This window comes from Streptomyces sp. NBC_00259 (assembly GCF_036181745.1).
In the GTDB taxonomy this organism is placed as follows: domain Bacteria; phylum Actinomycetota; class Actinomycetes; order Streptomycetales; family Streptomycetaceae; genus Streptomyces; species Streptomyces pratisoli.
In genome coordinates this window covers 1,220,360-1,241,647 of record NZ_CP108080.1, presented here as the reverse complement: position 1 = coordinate 1,241,647, position 21,288 = coordinate 1,220,360, and the positions used below count along the sequence as shown (strand labels likewise).

At 72.1% G+C, this 21,288-nt stretch carries 18 protein-coding genes and 1 pseudogene; 17 read left to right on the top strand and 2 right to left on the bottom strand.

The features are described 5' to 3' along the window. Positions 1-21: 21 nt before the first annotated feature. From OG766_RS05515 to OG766_RS05480, 8 genes are all read left to right on the top strand, one after another. Positions 22-1,134: a quinone-dependent dihydroorotate dehydrogenase gene (locus tag OG766_RS05515; RefSeq protein WP_328724676.1), complete on the top strand. Its 1,113-nt coding sequence runs from the start codon at positions 22-24 to the stop codon at positions 1,132-1,134. After that, on the top strand, positions 1,131-1,982 hold the full coding sequence (gene pyrF, locus OG766_RS05510) for an orotidine-5'-phosphate decarboxylase (protein WP_266375822.1): 852 nt from the start codon (positions 1,131-1,133) through the stop codon (positions 1,980-1,982). Before OG766_RS05515 ends, pyrF begins: the two co-directional genes overlap by 4 nt. Before the next feature lie 318 nt (positions 1,983-2,300). Then, entirely contained in the window at positions 2,301-2,624 is a 324-nt protein-coding gene (locus tag OG766_RS05505) for an integration host factor (protein WP_093658266.1), read from the top strand. A gap of 38 nt (positions 2,625-2,662) precedes the next feature. Beyond that, positions 2,663-3,226: a guanylate kinase gene (gene gmk, locus OG766_RS05500; RefSeq protein WP_266375823.1), complete on the top strand. Its 564-nt coding sequence runs from the start codon at positions 2,663-2,665 to the stop codon at positions 3,224-3,226. A gap of 41 nt (positions 3,227-3,267) precedes the next feature. Further along, positions 3,268-3,540 (top strand): DNA-directed RNA polymerase subunit omega, encoded by a 273-nt coding sequence (rpoZ, locus tag OG766_RS05495; protein WP_005319902.1) that lies wholly within the window; start codon positions 3,268-3,270, stop codon positions 3,538-3,540. Between the two features lie 131 nt (positions 3,541-3,671). Next, entirely contained in the window at positions 3,672-4,874 is a 1,203-nt protein-coding gene (gene coaBC, locus OG766_RS05490) for a bifunctional phosphopantothenoylcysteine decarboxylase/phosphopantothenate--cysteine ligase CoaBC (RefSeq protein ID WP_266375825.1), read from the top strand. Positions 4,875-5,254: 380 nt separating this feature from the next. Then, on the top strand, positions 5,255-6,463 hold the full coding sequence (metK, locus tag OG766_RS05485; protein WP_266375826.1) for a methionine adenosyltransferase: 1,209 nt from the start codon (positions 5,255-5,257) through the stop codon (positions 6,461-6,463). 206 nt (positions 6,464-6,669) lie between these two features. Further along, positions 6,670-8,838: a primosomal protein N' gene (locus OG766_RS05480; RefSeq protein ID WP_266375827.1), complete on the top strand. Its 2,169-nt coding sequence runs from the start codon at positions 6,670-6,672 to the stop codon at positions 8,836-8,838. A 197-nt stretch (positions 8,839-9,035) separates the two neighbouring features. Here the strand turns inward: OG766_RS05480 and OG766_RS05475 are convergent, their stop codons facing one another. Then, positions 9,036-9,560, bottom strand: coding sequence for a hypothetical protein (locus tag OG766_RS05475; protein ID WP_266375828.1), 525 nt, complete (start codon positions 9,558-9,560; stop codon positions 9,036-9,038). Positions 9,561-9,784: 224 nt separating this feature from the next. Between OG766_RS05475 and fmt the strand changes: the two genes are divergently transcribed. From fmt to OG766_RS05430, 9 genes are all read left to right on the top strand, one after another. After that, the gene (gene fmt, locus OG766_RS05470; protein ID WP_328724675.1) at positions 9,785-10,729 is read left to right on the top strand and encodes a methionyl-tRNA formyltransferase; all 945 of its coding nucleotides are present in this window, start codon (positions 9,785-9,787) and stop codon (positions 10,727-10,729) included. Positions 10,730-10,764: 35 nt separating this feature from the next. Then, positions 10,765-12,198, top strand: a complete 1,434-nt coding sequence (locus OG766_RS05465; protein WP_328724674.1) for an RsmB/NOP family class I SAM-dependent RNA methyltransferase — start codon at positions 10,765-10,767, stop codon at positions 12,196-12,198. A gap of 304 nt (positions 12,199-12,502) precedes the next feature. Further along, positions 12,503-12,712: a hypothetical protein gene (locus OG766_RS05460; protein WP_328724673.1), complete on the top strand. Its 210-nt coding sequence runs from the start codon at positions 12,503-12,505 to the stop codon at positions 12,710-12,712. Between the two features lie 297 nt (positions 12,713-13,009). After that, on the top strand, positions 13,010-13,402 hold the full coding sequence (locus OG766_RS05455) for an SAV_915 family protein (protein WP_328724672.1): 393 nt from the start codon (positions 13,010-13,012) through the stop codon (positions 13,400-13,402). Between the two features lie 117 nt (positions 13,403-13,519). Then, on the top strand, positions 13,520-13,609 hold the full coding sequence (kdpF, locus tag OG766_RS05450; protein WP_266375836.1) for a K(+)-transporting ATPase subunit F: 90 nt from the start codon (positions 13,520-13,522) through the stop codon (positions 13,607-13,609). Beyond that, on the top strand, positions 13,609-15,798 hold the full coding sequence (kdpB, locus tag OG766_RS05445; RefSeq protein WP_443045445.1) for a potassium-transporting ATPase subunit KdpB: 2,190 nt from the start codon (positions 13,609-13,611) through the stop codon (positions 15,796-15,798). The genes kdpF and kdpB overlap by 1 nt, the downstream gene beginning before the upstream one ends. 1 nt (position 15,799) lies before the next feature. Beyond that, on the top strand, positions 15,800-16,681 hold the full coding sequence (locus OG766_RS05440) for a potassium-transporting ATPase subunit C (protein ID WP_266375838.1): 882 nt from the start codon (positions 15,800-15,802) through the stop codon (positions 16,679-16,681). A 2-nt stretch (positions 16,682-16,683) separates the two neighbouring features. Continuing rightward, the gene (gene kdpA, locus OG766_RS05435) at positions 16,684-18,333 is read left to right on the top strand and encodes a potassium-transporting ATPase subunit KdpA (protein ID WP_266375840.1); all 1,650 of its coding nucleotides are present in this window, start codon (positions 16,684-16,686) and stop codon (positions 18,331-18,333) included. Positions 18,334-18,432: 99 nt separating this feature from the next. Beyond that, positions 18,433-19,827, top strand: a complete 1,395-nt coding sequence (locus OG766_RS05430; RefSeq protein WP_328724671.1) for an FG-GAP-like repeat-containing protein — start codon at positions 18,433-18,435, stop codon at positions 19,825-19,827. Between the two features lie 50 nt (positions 19,828-19,877). On the opposite strand, the pseudogene OG766_RS05425 reads toward OG766_RS05430, so the two are convergent. Continuing rightward, positions 19,878-21,274: pseudogene (locus tag OG766_RS05425) on the bottom strand (S41 family peptidase). Between the last annotated feature and the right edge of the window lie 14 nt (positions 21,275-21,288).

Below are 21,288 nucleotides of genomic sequence, written 5' to 3'. Positions count from 1 at the left end.
CCTCCTCATGAGGACACCGACATGTACAAGCTGTTCTTCAACCTGGTCTTCAAGCGGATGGACCCGGAGGCGGCCCACCACCTCGCCTTCCGCTGGATCCGCCTCGCGGTCCGCGTCCCCGTGCTGCGCACGTTCGTCGCCGCCGCCCTCGCCCCCCGCCACAAGGAACTGCGCACCGAGGCGCTCGGCCTGCGCATGCACGGCCCGTTCGGACTCGCGGCCGGCTTCGACAAGAACGCCGTCGCCATCGACGGCATGTCGATGCTCGGCTTCGACCACATCGAGATCGGTACGGTCACGGCGCAGCCCCAGCCCGGCAACCCCAGGAAGCGGCTCTTCCGCCTCGTTCCCGACCGGGCGCTGATCAACCGCATGGGCTTCAACAACGAGGGCTCCGCCGCGGTCGCCGCCCGCCTCGCCACCCGCCACGAGATCTTCCGCACGATCGTCGGCGTCAACATCGGCAAGACCAAGGTCGTCCCGGAGGAGGAGGCCGTCGGCGACTACGTGATCTCGACGGAGCGGCTCGCCCCGTACGCCGACTACCTCGTGGTCAACGTCAGCTCGCCGAACACGCCCGGTCTGCGCAACCTCCAGGCCACCGAATCTCTGCGCCCGCTGCTCAGTGCCGTGCGCGAGGCGGCCGACCGCACCGTCACCGAACGCCGCGTCCCGCTGCTCGTCAAGATCGCGCCGGATCTCGCCGACGAGGACGTCGACGCCGTCGCCGACCTGGCCGTCGAACTCGGCCTGGACGGGATCATCGCCACCAACACCACCATCGCCCGCGACGGCCTCGGCCTGACGTCCGGCCAGGAGCTCGTGAAGGAGACCGGCGGGCTGTCCGGCGCCCCCCTCAAGGAGCGCTCCCTGGAGGTGCTGCGCCGCCTGTACGCGCGCGTGGGGACCCGTATCACCCTCGTCGGCGTCGGCGGCATCGAGAACGCCGAGGACGCCTGGCAGCGCATCCTCGCCGGCGCCACGCTCGTCCAGGGCTACAGCGCCTTCATCTACGAGGGCCCGTTCTACGCCCGTGCCGTCCACAAGGGCCTCGCCGCCCGCCTGGCCGCGAGCCCGTACGCCACCCTCGCCGAGGCCGTCGGCGCCGAGACCCGAAAGGCAGCCACCGCATGAGCCCCCTGGAGACCTCGGCACCCTTCGGTGCCCGACTGCGCCACGCCATGGACACGCGCGGGCCGCTGTGCGTCGGGATCGACCCGCACGCCTCGCTGCTGACCGCGTGGGGGCTGAACGACGACATCACCGGCCTGGAGCGCTTCACCCGTACGGTCGTCGAGGCGCTCGCCGACCGGGTCGCCGTCCTCAAGCCGCAGTCCGCGTTCTTCGAGCGCTTCGGCTCGCGCGGCATCGCGGTCCTGGAGAAGGCCGTCGAGGAGTCCAGGGCCGCCGGCGCCCTGGTCCTGATGGACGCCAAGCGCGGCGACATCGGCTCGACCATGGGCGCGTACGCCGAGGCGTACCTGCGCAAGGACTCGCCGCTGTTCTCGGACGCGGTCACGGTCTCGCCGTACCTCGGCTTCGGATCGCTGCGCCCGGCGCTGGACCAGGCCGTGATCAACGGCTGCGGGATCTTCGTCCTGGCCCTGACCTCCAACCCGGAGGGCGCCGAGGTCCAGCGCGCCACGGCGGCGGGCGGCGTGTCGCTCGCCCAGCTCATGCTGAACCACATGGCGGACGAGAACGCCGGAGCGGATCCGATGGGCTCGGTCGGCGCGGTCGTCGGCGCCACGCTCGGCGAGGCGGGCGTGGACCTGGACATCAACGGTCCGCTCCTCGCGCCCGGCATCGGCGCCCAGGGCGCGACCCCGGCCGATCTGCCGGGCGTCTTCGGCCCGGCCGTGCGCAACGTCGTCCCGAGCGTGAGCCGTGGCGTGCTGCGGCACGGTCCGGACGCCGCCGCGCTGCGGGAGGCGGCGGCACGCTTCAGCGACGAGGTACGGGCGGCGGTCGACGGCGCGTAGGGCTCCCGGGCGGGCCCGCCGGGTCCCTGCGAAGGGTCGCCGGAGGTCCGCCCGACCGCTCGACCGGGGTGTCATGCGCGTCTCTCATGGACGATTTCTTGACAGAAACAGGGTCGGTATGTCTGGAATATCCAAGTCGGCCGATGCTGACCAGGACTTTTCCGCTGTTCTCGCTGACTGGAGCGGTCTCGGCCGCTAGTCTCCGTCGAGAGCCAGCGATGCAACGACCAGTGCGTTGCTCGTTGCTCGCCTGGTGTGGGGCGACTAGGTTCCTCACCGGTCCGTATCCGACAGTTCGACATCCGAGGTGACGTAGGCGTGGCTCTTCCGCCCCTTACCCCTGAACAGCGCGCAGCCGCGCTCGAAAAGGCCGCCGCGGCTCGCCGGGAGCGGGCCGAGGTCAAGAATCGACTCAAGCACTCCGGCGCCTCCCTCCACGAGGTCATCAAGCAGGGCCAGGAGAACAACGTCATCGGCAAGATGAAGGTCTCCGCCCTGCTCGAGTCCCTCCCCGGCGTGGGCAAGGTCCGTGCCAAGCAGATCATGGAGCGACTCGGCATCTCCGAGAGCCGCCGTGTGCGGGGTCTCGGGTCCAACCAGATCGCGTCGCTCGAGCGCGAGTTCGGCGGCGGCGCCGCCTGACGTTCCCGGGCACTCCCGAGAACCTGGATAATCGCTGCATGGCAGCAGAGGTACGTCCGCGGCTGACCGTGCTCTCCGGCCCCTCCGGGGTCGGTAAGAGCACGGTCGTCGCCCATATGCGCAAGGTCCACCCCGAGGTATGGCTCTCGGTGTCGGCCACCACCCGTAAGCCGCGCCCAGGCGAGCGTCACGGCGTCCAGTATTTCTTCGTCGGCGACGATGAATTCGACAAGCTGATCGCCAACGGCGAGCTCCTGGAATGGGCAGAATTCGCGGGCAATCGCTACGGCACCCCGCGCCGTGCGGTGCTGGAGCGCCTCGAGGCCGGCGAGCCGGTGCTGCTGGAGATCGATCTCCAGGGCGCCCGGCAGGTCAAGGAGTCGATGCCGGACTCCCAGCTGGTCTTCCTGGCCCCGCCGAGCTGGGACGAACTGGTCCGCCGGCTCACCGGCCGGGGAACCGAGTCTCCCGATGTGATCGAGCGCCGCCTCGAAGCGGCGAAGGTCGAGCTGGCCGCGGAGGCCGAGTTCGACACCACCCTGGTCAACACCTCCGTCGAGGACGTGGCGCGCGAGCTGCTAGCCTTGATGGCAGTTGTCTGATCTTGTTCGATTTCCCAGAAGTTTCTTCGGAAGGCTAGAGCGTGTCCTCTTCCATCACCGCGCCCGAGGGCATCATCAACCCGCCGATCGACGAGCTCCTCGAGGCCACCGACTCGAAGTACAGCCTGGTCATCTACGCGGCCAAGCGCGCGCGCCAGATCAACGCGTACTACTCGCAGCTCGGTGAAGGCCTTCTCGAGTACGTCGGTCCGCTGGTGGACACCCACGTCCACGAGAAGCCGCTCTCGATCGCCCTGCGCGAGATCAACGCGGGTCTGCTGACCTCCGAGGCCATCGAGGGCCCGGCCCAGTAAGGCGCACGTTCGCTTCATCCCAGGCCCGGCGGTACGTCCGCCGGGCCTGTGGTGTGTCATAGAGGCGTACGAATCGTCATCCGCGGGTTCTCGTCATCGGCGGGTCGTCATCAGTGGGAGCGGGAGACGCAGTGGACAAGCCGAAGGTCGTTCTGGGTGTCAGCGGCGGCATCGCCGCCTACAAGGCGTGCGAGCTGCTGCGCCGGCTGACCGAGTCCGGGCACGACGTCCGGGTCGTGCCCACCGCCTCCGCGCTCCATTTCGTCGGCGCCGCGACCTGGTCGGCGCTCTCGGGGCACCCGGTCTCCACGGAGGTCTGGTCCGACGTCCACGAGGTGCCGCACGTCCGCATCGGACAGGGCGCCGACCTCGTCGTGGTCGCGCCGGCCACCGCCGACATGCTGGCGAAGGCCGCCCACGGCATCGCCGACGACCTCCTCACCAACACGCTGCTCACCGCCCGGTGTCCGGTCGTCTTCGCGCCCGCCATGCACACCGAGATGTGGGAGCACCCCGCCACCCAGGAGAACGTGGCGACGCTGCGCCGCCGCGGCGCGGTCGTGATCGAGCCCGCGGTCGGCCGGCTCACCGGCGTCGACACCGGCAAGGGCCGGCTCCCCGAGCCCGGCGAGATCTTCGAGGCCTGTCGCAGGGTGCTGGCCCGTGGCGTCGCCGCTCCCGACCTCGTCGGCCGCCATGTCGTGGTCAGCGCCGGCGGCACCCGTGAGCCGCTCGACCCCGTCCGCTACCTGGGCAACCGTTCCTCCGGCAAGCAGGGCTACGCGCTGGCCCGTACCGCCGCGGCCCGGGGCGCGCGGGTGACGCTGATCGAGGCCAACACCGGCATGGCCGACCCGGCGGGCGTCGACGTCGTCCACGTCGGCACCGCCGTGCAACTGCGTGAGGCCGTGCTCAAGGCGGCCGCCGACGCCGACGCGGTGGTGATGGCGGCGGCCGTCGCCGACTTCCGCCCCGCGGTGTACGCAGAAGGCAAGATCAAGAAGAAGGACGGCCAGGAGCCCGCACCGATCACGCTGGTGCGCAACCCCGACATCCTCGCCGAGATCTCCGCCGACCGGGCACGGCCGGGGCAGGTCGTGGTCGGCTTCGCCGCCGAGACCGACGACGTTCTCGTCAACGGCCGCGAGAAGCTCCGGCGCAAGGGCTGCGACCTGCTGGTCGTCAACGAGGTGGGGGAGCGCAAGACCTTCGGCTCCGAGACCAACGAGGCCGTGGTCCTGGCGGCGGACGGCGGCGAGACGCCCGTCCCGTACGGGCCGAAGGAAGGCCTGGCGGACACGGTGTGGGACCTGGTGGCGCCGCGCCTGGCGTGACGTACCACCGTGTCGGGTGTGACCTACCACCCAGTCCGGGGTGACCTACCACCACGTGGTGTGACGTACTACTCATGTCGAGCGGCTCTCGTGCGGCTCATGGGGAGACACGCGCGCACATGGGTGAATCCGGGATGAATTTCTCAACCCCGCCGTCGGTACCGCCAAATGCGTCGAAACCCGTCCGTCCGGCCGTGTGCGCGGGCCGATCACCGAGCTGATTCGGACGAATCCCGTGTTGTTTGGCTCCCACGTGGCGAGACGCGGGGTCCGGTCGGCGGAAGGTCCCGATAAACTGTCCCTCGGAACGACGCGGGGCGCAGCCCCCCGGCCGGTCCGCCAATGATCAGCCAGCAGCCGCTGCAACCCCAGGGAGCGTTGTGTCCCGTCGCCTGTTCACCTCGGAGTCCGTCACCGAGGGTCACCCCGACAAGATTGCTGACCAGATCAGCGACACCATTCTCGACGCACTGCTGCGCGAGGACCCCTCGTCCCGCGTCGCCGTGGAGACCTTGATCACCACCGGTCTCGTGCACGTGGCCGGCGAGGTGACCACCAAGGCGTGGGCCGACATCCCCACCCTGGTGCGCAACAAGGTCCTCGAGATCGGCTACGACTCCTCGAAGAAGGGCTTCGACGGCGCCTCCTGTGGCGTCTCGGTGTCCATCGGCTCCCAGTCGCCCGACATCGCGCAGGGCGTCGACACGGCGTACGAGAGCCGTGTCGAGGGTGACGACGACGAGCTCGACAAGCAGGGCGCCGGCGACCAGGGCCTGATGTTCGGGTACGCGTGCGACGAGACGCCCGAGCTGATGCCGCTGCCGATCTACCTGGCGCACCGGCTCTCCCGCCGCCTCTCCGAGGTGCGCAAGAACGGGACCATCCCCTACCTGCGCCCCGACGGCAAGACCCAGGTCACCATCGAGTACGACGGCGACAAGGCCGTCCGCCTCGACACGGTCGTGGTCTCCTCGCAGCACGCCTCCGACATCGACCTGGACTCGCTGCTGGCGCCCGACATCCGTGAGTTCGTCGTCGAGCACGTGCTGAAGCAGCTCGTCGAGGACGGCATCAAGCTGGACACCGACGGCTACCGCCTGCTGGTCAACCCGACCGGCCGCTTCGAGATCGGCGGCCCGATGGGCGACGCCGGCCTCACCGGCCGCAAGATCATCATCGACACCTACGGCGGCATGGCCCGCCACGGTGGCGGCGCCTTCTCCGGCAAGGACCCGTCCAAGGTCGACCGCTCCGCCGCCTACGCGATGCGCTGGGTCGCCAAGAACGTCGTGGCCGCCGGCCTCGCCTCCCGCTGTGAGGTCCAGGTCGCGTACGCGATCGGCAAGGCCGAGCCCGTCGGCCTCTTCGTCGAGACCTTCGGCACGGCCGCTGTCGACGTCGACAAGATCGAGAACGCCATCGCGGAGGTCTTCGACCTCCGCCCGGCCGCGATCATCCGCGACCTCGACCTGCTCCGCCCGATCTACGCCCAGACCGCGGCCTACGGCCACTTCGGGCGTGAGCTGCCGGACTTCACCTGGGAGCGCACGGACCGCGTGGACGCGCTGCGCGCGGCGGCGGGTCTGTAAGCGACAGACAGCGAGCTGAGCGAGAGCCCCGGACCGGGACGGTCCGGGGCTCTCGTGTCTCCGGGGGCGGGCGCGTGTCTCCTGGCGCCGGCCCGCCCGGCCCGGCGTGTGGCGAGGTGTGTGCCCGTCGCCCGCCGTCACCGCTCCGGGTCCGGGCGTGGGCCGCACGGCGGACGTTGTCGGTGGGGTCTGGTAGGAATTTGGCTGTGAGCAGCGACAACGAACGTTCCTCGCGGCCCGGGGACGGTCCGCCGGAGCAGCTTGCGCTCATTCGGGAGACCGTGCGGAAGGCGAAGGTGCCGCGGGCCAAGCCGCGGACGTGGCGGGGGGCCGCGCTGGCCCAGGAGCGGCCCGTGGCGCGGGTCGTCGTGAACAAGGGAGTGCTGCACCTCGACCAGTTCTTCGACTACGCGGTGCCCGAGGAGCTGGACGAGGCCGCACAGCCGGGGGTCCGGGTCCGGGTGCGGTTCGGGGCCGGGGCGCACCAGGTGCGGGACGGGCGGCGTGAGGGCGGGCGGCTGATCGACGGGTTCATCGTCGAGCGGCGGGACGAGTCCGACTACTCCGGTCCGCTCGCCGCGCTCGCCGGCGTCGTCTCGCCCGAACCGGTGCTGAGCCCCGGGCTGCTCACGCTGGCCAGAGCGGTCGCCGACCGGTATGCGGGCAGTCTGGCCGATGTGCTGCAGCTCGCCGTGCCGCCGAGGAGCGCGCGGGCCGAGTCGAAGCCGTCACCCGAGCCACTCCCGCCGCCGGGTGCGCCGGAGGCCGGGACCTGGCGGCGGTACGGGCGGGGCCCCGCGTTCCTGGAGGCCCTGGCGGGCGGGGGCGCACCGAGGGCCGTATGGACCGCGCTGCCGGGGCCGCACTGGGCGGAGGAACTGGCGAGGGCCGTCGCCGCCACCCTCGCCTCCGGGCGGGGCGCGCTCGTCGTCGTACCGGACGGCAGGGCCGCCGCCCGGGTCGACGACGCGCTGACCGCTCTGCTCGGCCAGGGGAGGCACGCGGTGCTGACCGCGGAGGCCGGCCCGGAGAAGCGGTACGGGCAGTGGCTGGCGGTACGGCGCGGGTCCGTGCGGGCGGTGGTGGGGACACGGGCGGCGATGTTCGCCCCCGTCCAGGACCTGGGGCTCGTCGCGATATGGGACGACGGCGACTCCAGCCACAGCGAGCCGCACGCCCCGCTGCCACACGCACGCGAGGTGCTGCTGCTGCGCGCGGCCCACGAACGGTGCGGGTTCCTGCTCGGCGGCACGAGCTGCACGGTGGAGGCCGCCCAGCTCCTCGAGACCGGCTGGGCGCGCCCGCTGGCCGCGGACCGTGAGGAGGTCCGCCGTGCCGCGCCCCTGATCCGCACGGTCGGCGACGGCGAGCTCGCGCGCGACGAGGCGGCCCGGGCCGCCCGGCTTCCTTCGCTCGCCTGGCAGACCGTGCGCGACGGACTGCGGACGGGTCCGGTACTGGTCCAGGTGCCCCGGCGCGGCTACGTACCGCGGCTGGCCTGTGAGCGGTGCCGTGCGCCCGCGCGTTGCAGGCACTGCTCCGGGCCGCTGGAGGCCCCTGAGGAGCGGGACCTGCGGTGCGGCTGGTGTGCACGGGACGCGACGGGGTGGCACTGCGCGGAGTGCGGCGGGGTCCGGCTGCGGGCCCAGGTGGTCGGCGCGCGGCGCACGGCGGAGGAGCTGGGGCGCGCGTTCCCGGCGGTGCCGGTGCGGACGTCCGGGCGTGACCATGTGCTGGACTCGGTGCCCGACCGGCCGGCCCTGGTCGTCAGCACACCGGGCGCGGAGCCCGTCGCGGAGGGCGGGTACGCGGCCGCGCTGCTGCTCGACGGCTGGGCGATGCTCGGGCGGCCCGATCTTCGGGCGGGTGAGGAGGCCCTGCGGCGCTGGACGGCCGCGGCGTCGCTGGTCCGTGGCCAGGCGGAGGGCGGCACGGTCGTGGTCGTCGCCGAGCCCACGCTGCGGCCGGTGCAGGCCCTGGTGCGATGGGATCCCGTCGGCCATGCCCAGCGGGAGCTGGCCGAGCGGGCGGAGCTGGGCTTTCCGCCGGTGTCGCGGATGGCGTCGCTGACCGGGCGCGCGGAGGCGGTGGCGGAGTTCCTGGCCACGGCGTCACTGCCGGGCGACGCGGAGGTGCTCGGGCCGGTGCCGTTGCCGCCGGTGCCCGCCGGGCGGCCGCGCCGGGCCGGCGATCCTCCGCCGGCCGCGCAGGGGGGACCCCGGCCGGGGGAGCAGTGGGAGCGGGTGCTGCTGCGCGTACCGCCGGGGAGCGGGGCGGCGCTGGCCGCCGCGCTGAAGTCGGCGCAGGCCGCCCGGCTGGCCCGGACGGGCGGTGACCCGGTCCGCATCCGGGTGGACCCTCCGGACATCGGCTGAGGTGTGGTTCTCGCAGGGGCGGACGCGGCCGGATCTCCGGTGACCGGTGCCGCAGCGTGCCGGCGCACGGGACCGCCGGACGGAACGGCGACGCCCCACCGTCCACCAGCGGACCATGACGCGTGCACAGCACCGCGCCCGCACAGCACCGCCCCGGCGCACCAGTGAGGTGCACCGGGGCGGCCGGGATGAGGGGGTCAGCCGTTGCGCGGGCCGGGGAAGGCGCTCGGGCGGACCTCCTCGCGGAGAGCGTGAGCGCTCGGCGCGGGCTGCGGCGGCATGGAGCGCGCCGCGGGCACCGCGGGGGCGACCGGCATCGTGCGCGTCGCCCCCGGCTCCGGCTCCGCCGGGACCGTGGCGGCGGGCTGCGGTGCGGTGCGCCGTGACCCGTAACGGCGGTGCACGGCCTGCTTCGTCACACCCAGCGCCGAGCCCACCGCGTCCCACGAGAAGCCAAGCGAACGGTCGAAGTCCACCGCCGCGGTCACCAACGTCTCGACGCTGTCCCGCAGTTCCTGCGCGAGACGGACGGTCGGAGCGGGGGCCCTGCCATAGACGACGAAGCCCGTGGACGGACCGGAGCGACGTGGACGGTAGACGTTGCCCAACTGGGCCGTGAGCGTGCGCAGAGCGTCCACCTGCCGGCGGACCCGCTCGATGTCCCGCACCAACAGATGCAGACTCGCCCGGGCTTGGGCGTCGTGGGTTGCGTGGTCGGCCATGAACAAGCCTCTCGAACCGGCGTTGAAAAGGGTCGGGCCGCACCGGAGCTGCCCGATTCGGTCAATCTCTCTTGACCAACGCGCCAGCGGGCATTGTGGTCACGGTGCAAGGGTGCAAGGGACTACGCGTGGGGCGCGCGGCCGTCCGTGCGCCCCCTGTCGGTGGGGCCAAATAGACTGGTGCGTCGCGCGAGCATCCCGGCACACAGAGCGAGGTAATACCAGTGAAACTTGTCTTCGCAGGCACCCCCGAGGTCGCCGTACCCGCCCTGGATGCCCTCATCGCCTCGGACCGGCACGAGGTCGCCGCGGTCGTCACCCGGCCGGACGCCCCCGCGGGCCGCGGCCGGCGGCTCGTCGCGAGCCCCGTCGCGCAGCGCGCGCACGACGCGGGGATCGAGGTCCTCAAGCCGGCCAGGCCGCGCGACGAGGACTTCCTCGCCCGGCTGCGCGAGATCGCCCCGGACTGCTGCCCCGTCGTCGCCTACGGCGCGCTGCTGCCCAAGGCCGCGCTGGACGTCCCGGCCCGCGGGTGGGTCAATCTGCACTTCTCCCTGCTGCCCGCCTGGCGCGGCGCGGCGCCCGTGCAGCACGCGATCCTCGCGGGTGACGACATGACAGGCGCCTCGACGTTCCAGATCGAGGAGGGGCTCGACTCGGGACCCGTCTACGGGGTGATCACCGAGCATGTGCGTCCGACGGACACCAGCGGTGATCTGCTCACCCGGCTCGCCTTCGCGGGTGCCGGACTGCTCGCCGCGACGATGGACGGCATCGAGGACGGGACGCTCAAGGCCGTTCCGCAGCCCGCCGACGGCGTCACCCTCGCCCCGAAGATCAACGTCGAGGACGCGCATGTGGACTGGCACGCGCCCGCGCTCCGGGTCGACCGGCTGGTCCGCGGCTGCACGCCCGCGCCCGGTGCGTGGACGGTCTTCCGGGGCGAGCGGCTGAAGCTGGTCAACGTCCAGCCGCTCCCGGACCGTACGGACCTGGCGCCCGGTGAGCTCTCGGTCGGCAAGAACCATGTGCACGCGGGCACCGGCTCGCACGCCGTCGAACTGCACTGGGTGCAGCCGCAGGGCAAGAAGCCGATGCGGGCCGCCGACTGGGCCCGAGGGGTGCGGATCGCCCCGGGCGAACAGCTGGGTGCCGCCGACGTACGCTGAAGGGGTTCGACCCTTTCAGAAACGCGGAGCACCTTTTGAGCGAGCAGAGCCGTCGCCGTCCCCACAAGCCGTACCGCCGCCCCAAGAAGGACCCCGTACGGGTCCTCGCGTTCGACGCGCTGCGGGCCGTGGACGAGCGGGACGCGTACGCCAATCTCGTCCTGCCCCCGCTGCTGCGGAAGGCCCGTGAGCAGGACGATTTCGACAGCCGGGACGCGGCGCTCGCCACCGAGCTGGTGTACGGGACGCTGCGGCGGCAGGGGACGTACGACGCGATCATCGCCGAGTGCGTCGACCGGCCGCTGCGCGAGGTCGATCCGCCCGTGCTGGACGTGCTCTCGCTCGGCGCACATCAGCTGCTGGGGACGCGCATCCCGACGCACGCCGCGGTGTCGGCGACCGTCGAGCTGGCGCGCGTGGTACTCGGCGACGGGCGGGCCAAGTTCGTCAACGCCGTGCTGCGGAAGATCTCGCAGCACGACCTCGACGGCTGGCTGGAGCGGGTCGCGCCGCCGTACGAGGACGACGCCGAGGATCATCTGGCCGTGGTGCACTCGCACCCCCGGTGGGTCGTCTCGGCCCTGTGGGACGCGCTCGGAGGCGGCCGCGCCGGGATCGAGGACCTGCTGGAGGCCGACAACGAGCGGCCTGAGGTGACCCTGGTGGCCCGGCCGGGCCGGGCCACGACCGACGAGCTGCTGGACCTGCTCGGCGAGGAGGCCGGACTGCCGGGGCGCTGGTCCCCGTACGCGGTACGGCTGACCGAGGGCGGTGAGCCGGGCGCGCTCGCGCCCGTCCAGGAGAGCCGGGCCGGAGTCCAGGACGAGGGCAGCCAGCTCGTCGCGATCGCCCTGGCCAACGCGCCCCTGGACGGCGCCGACGCACGCTGGCTCGACGGTTGCGCGGGGCCCGGTGGCAAGGCGGCGCTGCTCGGCGCGCTGGCCGCGGAGCGCGGGGCTCATCTGCTGGCCTCCGAGAAGCAGCCGCATCGCGCCCGCCTCGTCGAGCGGGCGCTGGCCGGCAACCCGGGCCCGTACCAGGTCATCGCGGCCGACGGCACCCGCCCGCCGTGGCTGCCCGGCACCTTCGACCGTGTCCTCGTCGACGTCCCCTGCTCGGGCCTCGGCGCGCTGCGCCGCCGCCCCGAGGCCCGCTGGCGCCGCCGCCCCGAGGACCTGGACGGCTTCGCCCCGCTCCAGCGGACCCTGCTCCGCGAGGCGCTGCAGGCGGTCCGCGTCGGCGGAGTCGTCGGCTACGCCACCTGCTCCCCGCATCTCGCCGAGACCCGGGTCGTCGTCGAGGACGTCCTCAAGGGCCGCGGCGGCGAGCCCGCGCAGGCCGAGTGGATCGACGCCCGCCCGCTGATGCCCGGCGTCCCGGCCCTGGGCGACGGCCCGGACGTCCAGCTCTGGCCGCACCTGCACGGCACGGACGCGATGTACCTGGCCCTGCTGCGGCGCACGGGCTGACTTCACCGGTGGTGGGTGGCGACTGCCGTCGGCGCGACACCGGTCTTCGGTCCCCGCACGGGATCCCGGGCCCGTGGCGGGGGTAAAGGAGATGAACGGTGGAGACGGGAAGCTGAGAGTGATGTGGGCGGCGACGTCACCCGAGTCGGGACGGTTCTCCCCGGGTGAGAGAAGTTCGGACGTGAGGGGGCTGTCGGACCGCTTCTCCCAGCTGCGTGCTCGTGGTCAGGGGTACCTCGAGGTTCGCTTGCCGAGCAGCGAGCTTCCCCAGTTGACCCTCGGCTTCCGAGGCGATCATGCGGTCATGCATCTGATCGATGGCTCCGAGGCGATGTCGCTTCTGGTGGGAGACGGCAGCGTGACGTCGGGTGCCGCGGTCGACGTTCCGATCGTGGACGACCTGACCGCGTTCACCGGCGACCGTGTCCTGAGTCTGGATCGTGCGTGGGCCCTGGTGCACGACTTCATCCGAACGGGGGCGCCCGGCGATCTGGGCGCGTGGCGCGAGCTGTAGTCGACCTCGGCCCGCGCCCAGAGGGCGGCGAAGATCTGGGGGCATGGGCTACGGGTCGAATCCATGTCCCTGGAAGACTGGCGCGCCCGCGAACTGCCCGATGTCGCCCGGGAGGGACTCATGATCGGCATCAACTGGAGCGGGCGTGGGCTGTAAGAGCCGCGTAAGTGGTGAGGCTCTTGCCGTCAAGCATCCGTCAGCGAGGGGGCCGGTGCGCTGACCCGTGGGCATAGCGTCTCCGGAGTACATCCGGCCGGACCGGTCGGGTGGCGTATTGGCCTCCCGAGGAGCGGAACCATGTCTCCAGTAGACCATTCCGAGGACCCCGAGCCCTCTGAACGCGTCCCGGCCGGACCTCTCTTCGTGCCCGTCCGGCCGGGCCCCTCGGGCAGTACTGGCATGTTCTTCCGCAGTCCGCTGGGCTGCCGCCGTGCCGTGGGCTTCACCTCGCAGCAGAAGCTCCTCGCCACTCTGGGCGAGGACCAGGCCTTCGTCAGGCTCTCCGAGCCCGCGCTGCGCGCTCTCGCCGAGCCCCTGGGAGTTCTCCGCCCCGGCCCCCGCGCGGCCCTCCGTGTCCCCGCCACGCCGCGGAACCGGCGGCCCGACCGTGTCGCCCTGGACGGTCGTGCCCGGGCGCTCGTACGCCGTGAATCGCCTGCCGGCATGAGCAGCCGCGACATCGGCCTGTAGTCGCCGCCCCCCAGACACCCCACCCCCTCGGCGGAGCCCTGCTCCTCCCGTACACGAGCCATGCCGCATGCCGCCCGAAAGATCCATGAACATCCCTTATCTGAGGACGAGTTCTCGATGACCGTCGAAAACACCGTCGGCCTGATCGCGGCCGTCGCCCTGCTGGCCTACCTCGTGGTGGCCCTGATCAAGCCGGAGCGTTTCTGATGTCCGCTCCCGCGCAGGTCCGCCCCGCGCCCGTACCGGACGCCGTCCCGCCGGGACCCGAGCGCCCGCGCCGCGTCGGCGCCGGCATGCTCGATCCGGCGCAACTGTGGCGTGCGTTCCCGCAGGCGCTGCGCAAGCTGAACCCGGTGGCCCTGTTCCGTAACCCGGTCATGTTCGTCACCGAGGTCGGAGCCGCGCTCACCACCGGCATCGCGGTCTTCCATCCGACGCTCTTCGGCTGGCTGATCACCGGCTGGCTCTGGCTCACGGTGGTCTTCGCCAACCTCGCCGAGGCCGTGGCCGAAAGCCGCGGCAAGGCGCAGGCCGACTCGCTGCGCAGGACCCGGCAGCAGACCACGGCGCGCCGGCTGGCCGGCTGGGAGCCCGGTGCGGCGGCCGGCGCCTGGGTCGAAGAGGCCGTCGCCGCCGCGGAACTGCGGCGCGGCGACATCGTGTCCGTACCGGCCGGGGCACTGGTCCCCGGTGACGGCGATGTCGTCGAGGGCGCCGCGAGCGTCGACGAGTCCGCCATCACCGGTGAGTCCGCGCCGGTCATCCGCGAGTCCGGAGGCGACCGCAGCGCCGTCACCGGCGGCACCCGTGTGCTCTCCGACCGGCTCGTCGTGCGGATCACCCAGGAGCCCGGGGGAAGCTTCCTGGACCGGATGATCTCCCTGGTCGAAGGCGCCAACCGGCAGAAGACCCCCAACGAGCTGGCGCTCAACCTGCTGCTCGTCATGCTGACCTTCGTCTTCCTGGTCGCGGTCGTCACCCTGCAGCCGATGGCGATCTTCTCCAAGGACGCCATGGCGGCCGCCCCCGACACCGCGGCCCTGACCGCCGACGGCGTCACCGGCATCGTGCTGGTCTCGCTGCTGGTCTGTCTGATCCCGACGACCATCGGCGCGCTGCTCTCCGCGATCGGCATCGCCGGCATGGACCGCCTCGTCCAGCGCAACGTCCTCGCCATGTCGGGACGGGCGGTCGAGGCCGCGGGCGACGTGAACACGCTGCTGCTCGACAAGACCGGCACGATCACCTTCGGCAACCGGCGGGCGAGCGCGTTCCTGCCGGTCGGCCAAGTGCCGGTGGAGCGCCTCGCGAAGGCCGCGCTGCTGTCCAGCCTCGCCGACGACACACCCGAGGGCCGCTCGATCGTCGCGTACGCCTACGAGAAGCACTGGCTGACCGACCGGACCGTGGACGGCGCCGAGTGGGTGCCGTTCACCGCCGCCTCCCGGATGTCCGGCGTCGACCTGCCCGGGGACACCCTCCGGCCGCAGCGCGGGGGAGGCCGGCAACTGCGCAAGGGCGCCGCGGCATCGGTCGCGGCCTGGGTGCGCGAGCACGGCGGCGAGATCCCGGCGGCGCTGGACGAGACCGTCGACGAGGTCTCGGCCTCCGGCGGCACCCCCCTGGTCGTGGCGGAACGGGACGGCGGCTCGGCCCAGGTGCTCGGCGTCGTCCACCTCAAGGACGTCGTCAAGCCCGGGCTGCGCGAGCGCTTCGACGAACTGCGCCGGATGGGCATCCGTACGGTGATGGTCACCGGCGACAACCCCGTGACCGCCAAGGCGATCGCCGAGGAGGCGGGCGTCGACGACTTCCTCGCCGAGGCCACCCCCGAGGACAAACTCGACCTGATCAAGCGCGAGCAAGCCGGCGGCCATCTCATCGCCATGACCGGCGACGGTACGAACGACGCCCCGGCGCTGGCCCAGGCGGACGTCGGCGTGGCCATGAACACCGGCACCTCGGCCGCCAAAGAGGCCGGCAACATGGTCGACCTCGACTCCGACCCCACGAAGATCATCGAGATCGTCGAGATCGGCAAGCAACTGCTGATCACCCGCGGCGCGTTGACGACCTTCTCGATCGCCAACGACATCGCCAAGTACTTCGCGATCCTGCCCGCGATGTTCGTCGCGGTGTACCCGGGGCTCGGCAGCCTCGACATCATGGGCCTGCACTCGCCGCTGTCCGCGATCCTGTCCGCCGTCGTCTTCAACGCGGTGGTCATCGTGGCGCTGATCCCGCTCGCCCTGCGCGGCGTGCGCTACCGGCCCAGCAGCGCCTCGGCCCTGCTCACCCGCAATCTGTGGATCTACGGACTCGGCGGCATCGTCGCGCCCTTCCTGGCCATCAAGTTCATTGACGTCGCCCTCGTCCAGTTCATCCCGGGGATCTGACATGACACGCATCCCGCACTGGCTCGCCCAGCACATCGCAGCGCTCCGGGTGGTCCTCGTCCTCACGCTGCTGACCGGTCTGGCCTATCCGCTCGCGATGACGGCCTTCGCCCAGGTGCCCGGCCTGGACGGCAGGGCGGAGGGCTCCCGTATCACCGGGGCCGACGGCAGGCCGGCCGGCAGCTCGCTGATCGGCCAGTCCTTCACCGACGCCGAGGGCAACCCGCTCACGCGGTACTTCCAGTCCCGGCCCTCCAACGCCGGTACGGGCTACGACGCCGCGGCGTCCGCGGCCGGCAACCAGGGCCCGGAGTCCGTCGTGGACACCGCGGACAAGCCGAGCCTGCTGACCCTGGTGTGCGGGCGCAGCAAGGCGGTCGGCGACCTCGAAGGCGTCGACGGCTCGCGTCCGTACTGCACGGACGACGGCGTCGGCGCGGTCCTCGGCGTCTTCCACGACGGCGGCACGAGCGGACGAGTCACCCGCGTCGTCAGCCTCAACCAGCCCTGCCCCGCACGGCCGTTCCTCGGCTCCTATCAGGATGTTGCCGTCGAATGCGCCAAGGACGGCGCGGACTACAGCCGCGCCACGGCCGTGCCCGTACGCGGTGAGGCACCTGCGCACCCGAAGGTGCCGGCCGACGCGGTCACCGCGAGCGCGAGCGGTCTCGACCCGCACATCAGCCCGGCGTACGCCGAGCTGCAGGCGCCGCGCATCGCGCGTGAGCGGTCCATGGACGAGGCCGCCGTCCGCGAGCTGATCGCGCGGTACACCACCGGGCGGGCGCTCGGTGTGCTCGGCGAGCCGGGCGTCAACGTCGTCGAACTCAACATCGCGCTCGACCGCACCCACCCGGTGCCGTCCCCGAAGCAGGGAGCCTGATCATGGCGGCCTGGATCCAGGCATCGCTCGTTCTCGCCGTGGTGGTGGGGCTGCACGTCCCGCTCGGCGACTACATGGCCCGCGCCCTCGACGGCGGCAAGCACGCGCGGGCGGAGAAGGCCCTCTACCGCGTCTGCGGCATCGACCCGGACAAGGAGCAGACCTGGCGGCACTATCTGACGGCTCTGCTGGCGTTCTCCTTCGTGAGCATCGCCGCGCTCTTCGCCCTCTTCACCGTCCAGGGCCGGCTGCCCTGGTCGACGGGGCACGAGGGCATGCCGTGGCGGCTCGCGCTGCACACGGCCGTCTCCTTCACGACCAACACCAGCTGGCAGAACTACGCGGGTGAGTCGACGACCGGCCACCTCGCCGTCATGGCCGGCCTGGGCGTCCAGGCGTTCGCCTCGGCGGCCGTCGGCATCTGCGCGGCCCTCGCCCTGATCCGGGGCCTGGTCCGCCGTTCGACGGGCGATCTCGGCAACTTCTGGACCGACCTGCTGCGCACCGTCTTCCGCGTCCTGGTGCCGATCGCGGTCGTCGCCGGACTGGTCCTGATGGCCGGCGGCGTGGTCCAGGGCCTCGGCGGCGGCCAGACCGTCACCACGGTCGCGGGGGGCCGGCAGACCCTGCTCGAGGGACCGGCGGCCTCGTGGGAGGGGCTCAAGCTCTTCTCCGGTGACGGCGGCGGTGTCTTCAACGCCAACAGCGCCCACCCTTTCGAGAACCCCTCGGCGTGGACGAACGCCTTCGAGATCGTGCTGATGCTGCTCGTCCCCACGGCCTGCATCCGCATGTTCGGCCGGATGACCGGCGGCCTGAAGCACAGCTGGACGCTCCTCACGGTCGTCGGCATCCTCTTCGGCCTGCTGCTCGCCGCGGCCTCGCTCGCGCAGAGCACCCACACCGGGACGGTCACGGAGGCGGTCGGCGGTCCGTACGAGGGCACCGAGACACGCTTCGGCATCCCGGGCTCCACGCTCTTCGGCGTGGCCGCCACGGGCTCCGCCGACGGCGCGGCCAACTCCGCGTACGACAGCTTCTCCAGCCTCGGCGGAGGTGTGCTGCTGGCCGCGATGATGCTCGGCGAGATCGCCCCCGGCGGCACCGGCAGCGGGCTCTACGGCCTGATCATGGTGGTCCTGGTGGCCGTCTTCATCGGTGGTCTGATGGTCGGCCGCACGCCCGAGTACCTGCGCAAGCGGATCGGGTTCGCGGAGATGCGGTGGGTCGTCGTGTACGCGCTGATCCCGCCCACCGTGATCCTCGGGTGCGTGGGTCTCGCGCTCGCGCTGGGCCACGGCCAGACGTCGATGGGCAACCCGGGTGCGCACGGACTGACCGAGCTCATCTACGCGTACACCAGCAACACCAACAGCAACGGCAGTGCGATGGCGGGCTTCAACGGCGCCACCGACTTCCACAACCTGCTGATGGTGGTGGCGATGCCGGTCGGACGCTATCTGCCGATGGTCTGCGTCCTGGCGCTGGCCGGCCGCCTCGCCGGGCAGCAGCCGGGGATCGTCACCGCGGGCACCTTCCGCGCCCAGGGAGCCAACTTCGTGGTCCTGGCCACGGCGGCGTCCGTCATCCTGGCGCTGCTCAACTTCCTCCCGGCTCTCTCGCTCGGCACGATCGCCGACGGGCTGCTGTAGCGGTACTGCCCAGGCAGGAGGTCGCGCGGGACGGCGCCGCGCGGGGGCGTACGCTCCCGCTGTCACATGGTGATCGGGAGGGGAAACAGGGTGGGGAAGATGGGGAAGACTCGAAGACACAGGTTGGCGGCCGCGGTGGCCGTGGCGTGCGCGGCTGTGGCCGGCTCGGGCGTGGTGGCCCCCGCCGTGGCGAAGCCCATCGCCGCGCCTGCCGATCTCAACGGGGACGGCTACCAGGACCTGGTGGTCCCGTCACCCACGGCCGATGTGGGGACCAAGCGGGGCGCGGGGGCGGTCGTCGTCCTCTACGGCTCCAGGACCGGGGTGTCCACCCTGCGCAAGGCCGTCATCACCCAGGACACGGCCGGTGTGCCGGACGCCGCGGAGCCTCAGGACCTTTTCGGGGCCTCGACGGCCTTCGCCGACCTCGACAAGGACGGCTACAGCGACCTGGTCGTGGGAGCGCCCGACGAGGACCTGGCCGGCGATGCGAACGCCGGCGGCGTCACCGTGCTGTGGGGCGGCCGGAACGGCCTGGCCGCGGCGAGCGGGCTGCCCGTACCGGTGGTCAAGGGCGGCCGCTACGGACTGGACGTCGCGGCCGTGCGTGACACCTCCGGCCCACGGGTGCTGGTCGGCGGGTACGACGGGTCGATCGAGTTCAGCGGAACCTTCACACGCGACGGGTCGGTCGGCACGTCGCAGTGGAACCGGGACACGGCCTCCGTCGCCGTCACCGACTACGCGATACGCCACGACGGCCGCGCGGTGCGGATCATCACCACGGTCAGGGTCGGCGGTTACAGCGGCGGCCTCGTGTACGTCGACCCCGCGACCCTCAGCGACCCGCTGCGCATCGACGGCACCACCACTGCCGTCGGGGACGTCAACGGCGACGGCCACGACGACCTCGTCGTCGGCGACCCCGATGAACCGATCAGCGGCACCTACGGTCACAAGGGTGGTCAGATCACCCTCTGGTACGGCGGCGCGAACGGTTTCGCGGCAGCACCGGTGCGCATCACCCAGGACACGGCCGGCGTGCCCGGCACGTCGACGAGGTACAACAACTTCGGCACCGCCGTCGCTGTCGCCGATCTGAACAAGGACGGTCTCGGCGACATCGTCGTCGGTGTGCCGGGACAGACACAGAACGGCCAAGGGCGTGCCGGAGCCGTCGTCGTCATCCCCGGCAAGAGGACCGGCACGCCCGGCGCCGGCTCGTACCAGATCTCCCAGGAAACCGCTTCGGTGCCGGGCGTCTCGGAGCAGGGGGACACCTTCGGTTCCACGCTCGCGGTCGGCGACGTCCGGGCGGACGGCCGCATCGATGTGATCATCGGCGCGGAGTGCGAGGACCGTTGCAACGGCGCGGTGTGGGTCCTGCCCGGGAGCGCCACCGGTCCCACCGGAACGGGCAGCGTGGAGCTGACCGCCGGGAAACTCGGACTGGCCGGAGAGATGCCCCAGGTCGGCGGCTTCCAGCCGAGCTGAGCACCCAGCCGCCGCCGCCCCGACCCGTGTCGGGGCGGGGCGGGCGTGGGTCAGCCGGACCGGGGGAGTACCTCGCGTGCGCGGTCGAACGCCGAGTCGCGGTTGCGTGCGAACTCCTCCTCCGTGAAGACCGGTTCGGTCAGGTGCGGGGGGATGCCGGGGCCGTCGAAGGTCCGGCCGTCGCGGGTCAGGAACTCCTCGTTCGGCAGGAGGAACTGCCAGCCGTTCGGGAGAGCCCTCGGCAGGACATCGGAGTAGACGCCCTGCGTGGGCTGCCCGATGCGGATGGTCCGCCCCGGCCGTTCCATCAGCGCCTGGGTGAGGGTCTCGCCGGCGCTCACCGTCGAACCGCCGGTGAGGACCGCGACAGGACCCGTGTAGCGCGGGCCCTGCGCCGGGCGGACGAGCTGGGGCTGGGGGCGGGTGAAGAGGGACGGATCGGACGCGTCGTTGCGGGCGCGCTTGGCGTAGGCGAAGTGGACGCGGTCGGTGAGGCGGCCGGCCAGCCGCAGGCCGAGGCTGTCGGAGCCACCGCCGTTGACCCGTAGATCGATGATCAGGCCCGTCAGAGCGGTGGTGCGCTCCCGGGTGAAGACCGTGTCCAGGGCATCGTCCAGAGCGGCGAGGCTGTCGGCGTACGTCTCCGGCTTCGCCTCCGTGTAGCCGCCGAAGCCCGTGACGCGCAGATAGCCCTGCCCGCCCGGGAGATCCGCGTAGCCGATCCGGCCGCGCGCGAACTCCTGGAGCGGCCGGCCGCCCAGGTCCCGCTCCTGGATGTACGCCTTGATGGGCTTGTCCATGTCCGCGGTCGGAATCTCGGTACCGGGACGCTTCTCGTAGAAGAAGCCCTGCTCGCCCGCGCTGATACGGACATGCGCGTCGTACAGCGGCCGGACCATGTCGCTGAGGACCGCGAACAGCTCGGCGTCCGTCGTGCCGGCGTCGATGCGCGGGCGATGGCGGTCGCGGACCGCGCGCCGGTCGATGCCCTTGGCGGCGAAGAACGGATAGTTCTCCTCGAAGGTCTGCCAGAACATGTCGAACACGGCGACCGGCCCCTGCGGCGCGGGTCGTGCGCACGCAGCGGGAAGCGATTCCAGGCGCCGCAGTCCGCGCTCTCCTGGCGAGCTGGCGATGCGCAGTGCGCCGGGGCGCACGGTCAGGACGGTGCCGTCCGCGGTCCGGTACGAGGCCGAACGGTCGCCGCCGCCCGAGCGCTCGGCGCTCGCGCCGGGCAGACAGCCGGCGGCGCTCGTCTGGTACTGCCGCAGCACGTCCCGGTCGACCGACAGGACCGTCCCGTAACCGTCCGTGCGCCACACCCCCTCGACCGGTGCGGTGAGGGCGCCGCGGAGGCCGGGGCGGGAGCCACGGCCGTGCCTCCCGCGAGTGCCAGGGCCACGGCGGCCACGGCGGTCCGGCGGACGGTGGTCCTACGGTGCGTCATCGTGCTCTCTCCCC